This is a genomic window from Candidatus Methylomirabilota bacterium, from assembly GCA_036001065.1.
In the GTDB taxonomy this organism is placed as follows: domain Bacteria; phylum Methylomirabilota; class Methylomirabilia; order Rokubacteriales; family CSP1-6; genus MNEF01.
In genome coordinates this window covers 1-6,834 of record DASYUQ010000009.1, presented here as the reverse complement: position 1 = coordinate 6,834, position 6,834 = coordinate 1, and the positions used below count along the sequence as shown (strand labels likewise).

Here is a 6,834-nt window from a genome sequence, read left to right as displayed (position 1 = left end):
AAGGCCGTTGGAGACGTCTCCTCTGAAGTCATTTGGAAAGCCAGAGCAATCGTTGCCCGCCTGCCCGAAGCTCCCGCCAAACAGCGAATCGCCCTGCACGAAGCGGTACGAGCCTACGTTATGGCAGCCATTGGTCAGCGTTTCGGTCCAGTCCCAGACGCCGCCGACGTTTACCGGGGCTGGAGGCGGCGGTGGCGGCGGGGGGGGCGGGGGCGGATTCGGTGTGATGGGTGTCGTGGGTTCACCGGAGCAGGAGAGCAGCAGTGCTGCGACGACGAGCCGAGTGAGCGCGCGGCTGGTAGCGGCCATGGAAACCTCCTCGTGCAGCGACTGGCTGTGTTGACGCGCAATACGGGTGCGCGTTCTCTTACCTGCTACGCGTAGTTGGGGGCTCGAAACGGACTTGCAGCAACTCGAACAGCTCAGTCCGGCCCCCTGAGCTTGGTACGCGTGCTGACCCAGAGATCGAACATGTCGCTCACGTTACCGGGCCGGAACGCCGAGGCGAAGTACAGGGCCGTACCGTCCAAAGACAGCGCTGGTCCAAAATCATTCGCCTGCTCCAGATCAGGCGGACGTGGAGGGCTATTGATTACGGGGCCCAGATTCACCGGCGCGGACCAGGGATCTATCGTGCGCGCCCGCGTCGCAACCCACAGATCCGTATTCCCGATCGTTCCCGGCCGATCGGACCCCAAGAACATTTCCAGCCCGTCCCGCCGGATGGCCGGTTGTCCATCATTGAACGGGGTGCTGAGCTCCGCCACTAGGACTGCCGAGCCGAAGGTCCCGTCCGGGTGGAGCGTGCTGGCATAGATGTCATCGAGACCATGGCCTCCCGGCCGGTTCGAAGTGAAGTACATGATAACCGTCCCCGTAGCCCCATCCTCGAAGAAAGTGGGGCTGGTCTCGTCCGTCGTTGTGTTGACGGAGCCGCCGACGTTCACCGGCGCTTCCCAGCCGAAGTTGTCCCGCTTGTCGCGCCGCCGAGAGACATAGAGATCGAGGCCGCCGAATCCTCCTCCACGACTACTCGCGAAATAGAGGCGGTGCCCATCAAGGGAGAGGGTTGGAGCATCGTCGTGGCCGGCGCTGTTTATCGTGGGCCCCAAATTCTGGGGCGGTGCCCAGGGGTCGTTAATGCTGCCTCGCTGGGACACCCAAATGTCTCTCAAGCCCGAGCCCCCGCGGCCCCTGCCGGCGACGAAGTAGAGAGAGAGTCCGTCCTTGGTGATGAAGGGGTCGGTGTCGACGAAGGCGGTATTCACAATCGGGCCGAGGTTGACCGGTGCGGACCAGTCGGAATAGCGCGGCACATCAGAGTCGTCGTCAGCATCGTCGGTGTCAATGTCGGCGTCATCGTTGTCATCACCACTCCGCGTGCGGGTGGACATCCAAATGTCCTGACGGCCGACCCCGCCTGGCCGCGTCCCCATGACGTAGAGGGTCGTGCCGTCGAACGAGAGGGCTATGCGCCCTTCATCTGCGGTGGAATTCACGACCGGCCCGAGGTTCACCGGCGTGGACCAGGGGTCGTTGGTGGTCGCGCGGGTCGCCACCCAGACATCGAACGAACCGAGGGTGCCGGTCCGATCCGAGGTCAGGAACAGTTCCAAGCCGTCACGCCGGATGCTGACCTTGGCGTCGCGCAGGGGGCTGCTGAGTTCCGGAACGAGCACCGCCGGGCCGAAAGTCTCGTCGGGCTGCAGCGTGCTCGCATAGATGTCCGTGCTGCCGAGGCCTCCCGGCCGGCCTGAATTGAAGAACAGGGTAGCTGTCCCCGTCACGGGGTCCTCGAAGTAGAACGGCAGGCCGGCGCCGGCACTGTTGACAGCGGCGCCGACGTTCTCGGGTGGCCGCCATCCGAAGCTGTCGCGCTTGTCGCGCCGCCGAGACAGATACACTTCGCTCCCCCCACCCCGGTCACTCGAGAAGAACAGCCTATGCCCGTCGACAGTCAGCATCGGCGCCCGGTCGTCGGAGGCGGTGTTGATCATGGGGCCGAGGTTCTGCGGGGCGCCCCAGGGATCGTCGACGCTTGCCCGCCGCGAAACCCAGATGTCCTGGCGTCCGAAGCCACCGGCGCGGTCGGAGGCGAAGTACAGACTGAGCCCATCCTTGGATATGGTCACTTCGATGTCGGCCGCGTCCGAATTCACGACCGGGCCGAGGTTGACCGGCGCGGACCATGCGGTGAACTGAGGCGGCGGGTCGCCGCCCGCCTGCAATGACGCCATCGACCCAGGCGCGAGCGGAAGCTCGCCAGTCTCCGTACCGCACGAGACGAGCAGCGCGAGCGTAACCAGCGACGTGAGGGTGCACATGGGAGCGCGCTTCATAGAATGCCTCCGCAACAGCGTGTCCGTTTTCCCCCCGGCTTGCGCGTCACCTACAGGCGCAACATGGCTCGCAACGCCGTGAGGAAGCGTGGTAGCGAACGGCACAGACCGGTGCGATGTTGCACCGTCTGCATTCATGGACGCGCGGACGCTTGCCGAATCCGGACGTGGACCCGCGCCGCGACGGCGGGCGGCGGCAGGTGCCGCCGCCCTCGGCGTGGCGATCGCCGTTTACGCGTATGCGGCATCGCGGCCGCATTATCCGCCGGACACCGGGCTACGCGTCGATCCGTTCTCGGTACAAAGTGCGGAGCCTGCAGTATCCGATCTGCGCGACGCGATCCAGGATATGATCGCCGCGAGGCTCATGACCGCGGAGCTCGGTGCTGGGCAACTGCTACAGGGGGAGGTCGGGGGCACGCCCGAGAGGTTGTCGATCGACGCGGCGCTCATTGCCATCCCGAGCGGCGTTGTTCGCGCCCGCGCGCGGGTGCAGGGTAACGCGGACAGCCTGCCGTACTTCACGGACCGGCTCGCCGCGCGTCTACTCGCGGTCCAGGCCGCAAGGGACTCGGAAGAGCTTGCGGCCCTGACAGCAACCTCGTTGCCTGCGCTGCGCGCGTACTTGGCGGGGCGGCAGGCGTACCGTCGTGGCAGGGTGGGTGCTGCTTCCGAAGCGGGCGCGCACTTTGAGCGAGCGCTTTTCCTCGACTCGACCTTCGCGCTCGCGGGTCTGCGTCTCGCGGAAATCGCCGTCCGTTTCGGGATGGCCGAGCGTGACGAGCGCTGGAAGATCGACGCGATCTGGCAACTGAGAGACCGCTTGGGCCCCGCCGACCGAGCCTTGCTCGAGGCGTACCTGGGGCCTCGGTATCCCCAGTCGGCAACGCTTGCCGAGCTCATTGCCGCGGGCGAGCGGGCCACGCTCGTGGCACCGCAGCGGCTGGAAGCGTGGCACATCGCGGGCGTCAGTTTCTTCCGCTTCGGACCGAGGATCGGCTACCCCGGCTGGGAGGCGCGGGCGGCCGAGGCATTCCAGCGCGCGTTTGCCCTCGACTCGACCGAGATCCTCCCGCTCCAATACCTCCTGCTGCTGGCGGCCGTGCAGGGCGACCGAGTCGCGGTCGGGCGGTACGCGGCGCGGGATCGGTCATATCCCGTCGGGGGCCAGCAGAGCGAGTTCATCCAGTGGGTGGCGGCGGCCGTGCTGGGCGACAGTGCCGCCCTCGCGCGGCTGCGGCGGCGGATCCCGGAGATGAGTGGTGTGAGTCTCCAGTCGATCGTGGAGTGGAGTGAAAACCTTGGCCTCGGGCTGGAGGATGCGGATCGTGCGGCTCGTGCTTACGACCAACACTCGACGAGCGTCGGGCAGCGCCGCTCCGTCGTCGTACGACTTGTTCCCTTTTTGCTGAACCGTGGCCGTCCGGGTGCAGCGAGCCGCCTGCTCGCTACGGCAGAGCGAGGGTTCGGGCAAGCTGGAGACGTCGGCGTGTTGGAGTTTCGGATCTACGCCGCACTCTATTGGGACGGCGATTCGAGCGAGGCCGCCGCGGCGGCCCGGTCGCTCGAGGCCTACCTCGGCGGTGCGCCTGTCCCACCTGGGCAAGCGCGTGATCGTCAAACAGCGGCTTGTGCGCTGGCGCACTGGCGGCTCGGCACGGGCGACCTCGCCGCAGCCGAGGCCGCTCTGGGGCAGCTCCGTGCCCCATACCTAGTCGAGTCTACGCCAGTGTGTGTCGCCGCGGCGGCGGCGCAGCTCGCGGCCGCCCGGCGCCGGCCGGATGCCGCAGCCGCACTCGCGCGCCTGGACAGGTTGCTCGCCGCCGGATCGGACGTGCAGCAGCTGTTCCCAACCGTCGCCACAGTGATCGCCGTCCGATTGTACGAGGCGCGCGGCGACCGGCAGCACGCGCTTGCCCTCGCGCGGCGCAGAACCTTCTGGTGGAACTGGCTGCTGTCCACGCCGCTGCGCGAGGAGGGGCGGCTCGCGGCGTTGGTGGGGGACACGGCTGGCGCGATTCGCGCCTACCAACACTACCTTGCCCTGCGGAGCGACCCCGAGCCGCGTCTCAGACCCGGGGTCGATCGAGTGCGCACGGAACTGGCGCGGCTCGAACGGTTCAATCCGGCTCCTTGACCCTGATTCGCGTGCTGACCCAGAGATCATGACCTCCGGAGCCACCAGGGCGACTCGACGTCAGGTAGAGAACCGTACCATCGAAGGAGAGGCCCGCACGACCTTCGTCGGCGTCGGTATTGATGGGCGATCCCATGTTTACGGGCGTGGACCAGGGGTCTGACGTGCTCGGGCGGGTCGCAACGTACAGATCGAAGATATTTGACGCAGCCGGTGGACGCGTGGAGGCGATGATCATCTCAAGGCCATCGCGCCGGATCGCCGTCACGGCGTCCTGGACGGGGCTGTTGAGCTCCGGGACGAGCGCGGCCGGGCCGAACGTCCCGTCGGCGAGCAGTGGGCTCGCGTAGATGTCCGTGCCACCGGTCCCTCCCGGCCGGTTCGAGTTGAAGTAGAGCGTTTGCGTCCCGGTGGCCTCGTCATCGAAAAACGCAACGGTATTCTCGTTGAATGGCGAGTTGACCCCGCTACCGAGATTCTCCGGCGCCTGCCAACCGAAGTCATCCCTCTTGTCCTGGCGCCTCGAAACATAGAGATCAGTGCCGCCGAGCCCCCCGGCACGATCGCTGAAGAAGTACATGCGGTGTTCGTCAGGCGACAGAAACGGGGCCTGCTCGCGCGCCCCCGTGTTGATCGTGGGACCCAGATTCTGCGGCGCTCCCCATGGCTCGTCCACATTGCCGCGCTGTGAGACCCAGATATCCCAGTTTCCGGACCGGAATGAGGCGAAGAACAGGCTCAGGCCATCTTTTGAGATGAACACCTCGAGATCGCCGGCCGCCGAGTTGACGACGGGGCCGAGGTTGACTGGGGCGGACCATGCGGTGAACTGAGGCGGCGGGTCGCCGCCCGCCTGCAATGATGCCATCGGCCCAGGCGCGAGCGGAAACTCGCCGGACTCCGTCCCACACGCGAGGAGCAAAGCGAGCGTAACCAGCGACGTGAGGGTGCACATAGGAGCGAGCTTCATAGAATATCCTCCGGGACGAAGCGTGTCCGCTTTCCTCCCGGCTTTGCGCGTCACCTACAGGCGCAAGATGGCTCGCAACGCCGGGAGGAAGCGTGGTAGCGAACGGCACAGACCGGTGCGATGTTGGACCGTCTGCATTCATGGACGCGCGGACGCTGGCAGAATCCGGACACCGCGACATCACCGGGCTCCTCGCCGCCTGGCGCGCGGGCGACCCTGAAGCCTTCGACCGGCTGTTCCCGTTGGTCTACGACGAGCTGCGCCGCATCGCCCACCGTCAGCTCGGCGCCGAACGTCCCGACCACACCCTCGACACCACAGCCCTCGTCCACGAGGCGTACTTGAAGCTCGTGGACCAGACGCGCGCCCAGCTGACCGATCGCGCGCACTTCTTCGCGGTCGCAGCGCGCGCCATGCGGCGCATTCTCGTCGACTACGCTCGCCGCCATCGTGCTCTGAAGCGCGGCGGAGCGGTCGGACCGGTGAGCCTGAGCGGCGCGGCGCTCGTCGCGGAGGAGCGGGCGGACACGCTGGTCGCCCTCGACGAAGCGCTCACGCGACTCGCTGAGCTCGACGCGCGCCTGAGGGACGTAGTCGAGTGCCGTTTCTTCGGCGGCTTGACGGAAGAGGAGACCGCCGAGGCATTGGCGGTCACGGCCCGCACGGTGCGGCGCGATTGGGTCAAGGCGAAAGGGTGGCTGCATCGAGAGCTGAGGCAGTGACGTGGGCCTACTTACGTGGTTACTCGTAGCGCAGGGAGTCACCACCGCCGCGATTCAGGGCAGGCTCACGCAGACGGACGGCACCGCGATCGCGAGCGCGACCGTACACGTTGTGAACCTCTCAAACGGGCGCCGCTGGGAAGTCGTCACGCACTCAGCCGGCGGGTATGTCATCGAGGACGCCGCCGTGGGCGGGCCGTACCGCATCGAAGCGCGGGCTCTGGGGTTCGCGCCCGAGGCGCGCGCCGGGATCGTGCTCGCGCTCGGCCAGCGCCTGGTCGCCGATTTCGAGCTGCGGCCCGCCGCGATCGAGCTCGCCCCGCACGAAGTCACCGCGCCCGGGGATCCCATCCTCAACGCCGGCCGCACCGGACCCGGCGAGATCATCTCGCGAGCCCGCATCGCGGAGCTGCCCAATCATGGCCGGGACTTTCTCGCGTTGACGACGCTCAGCCCCCACACGGCGATCTCCGTCTCATCCGGCGCCGCCCCCACGGGGGGGATCACCATCGCCGGGCAGAATCGGCTGTACAACAGCTTCCAGATCGACGGCGGCATGAACCACGACGTGTATCGGGGCCGGCTTCCGGGGCGGGAGACACTGCCCCGTCCCATCTCGCTCGAGGCGCTCGAGGAAATCCAGATCCTTCCCGCACCCTTCGATGT

At 67.1% G+C, this 6,834-nt stretch carries 6 protein-coding genes; 3 read left to right on the top strand and 3 right to left on the bottom strand.

The features are described from left to right. Positions 1-309, bottom strand: a 309-nt coding sequence (locus tag VGV13_01005) for a hypothetical protein (GenBank protein HEV8639661.1), incomplete at its 3' end; no start/stop codon positions are given. A 113-nt stretch (positions 310-422) separates the two neighbouring features. Continuing rightward, positions 423-2,339 carry a hypothetical protein gene (locus tag VGV13_01000; protein ID HEV8639660.1) on the bottom strand — a complete coding sequence of 639 codons (1,917 nt, stop codon included), beginning with the start codon at positions 2,337-2,339 and terminating at the stop codon, positions 423-425. A 136-nt stretch (positions 2,340-2,475) separates the two neighbouring features. Between VGV13_01000 and VGV13_00995 the strand changes: the two genes are divergently transcribed. Then, entirely contained in the window at positions 2,476-4,476 is a 2,001-nt protein-coding gene (locus VGV13_00995) for a hypothetical protein (protein HEV8639659.1), read from the top strand. On the opposite strand, the gene VGV13_00990 is transcribed toward VGV13_00995, so the two are convergent. After that, positions 4,460-5,446, bottom strand: coding sequence for a hypothetical protein (locus VGV13_00990; GenBank protein ID HEV8639658.1), 987 nt, complete (start codon positions 5,444-5,446; stop codon positions 4,460-4,462). The genes VGV13_00995 and VGV13_00990 overlap by 17 nt on opposite strands. 140 nt (positions 5,447-5,586) lie before the next feature. On the opposite strand from VGV13_00990, the gene VGV13_00985 reads away from it, so the two are divergent. Then, positions 5,587-6,168, top strand: coding sequence for a sigma-70 family RNA polymerase sigma factor (locus VGV13_00985; GenBank protein ID HEV8639657.1), 582 nt, complete (start codon positions 5,587-5,589; stop codon positions 6,166-6,168). A gap of 112 nt (positions 6,169-6,280) precedes the next feature. Beyond that, positions 6,281-6,834, top strand: a 554-nt coding sequence (locus tag VGV13_00980; GenBank protein HEV8639656.1) for a carboxypeptidase-like regulatory domain-containing protein, incomplete at its 3' end; no start/stop codon positions are given.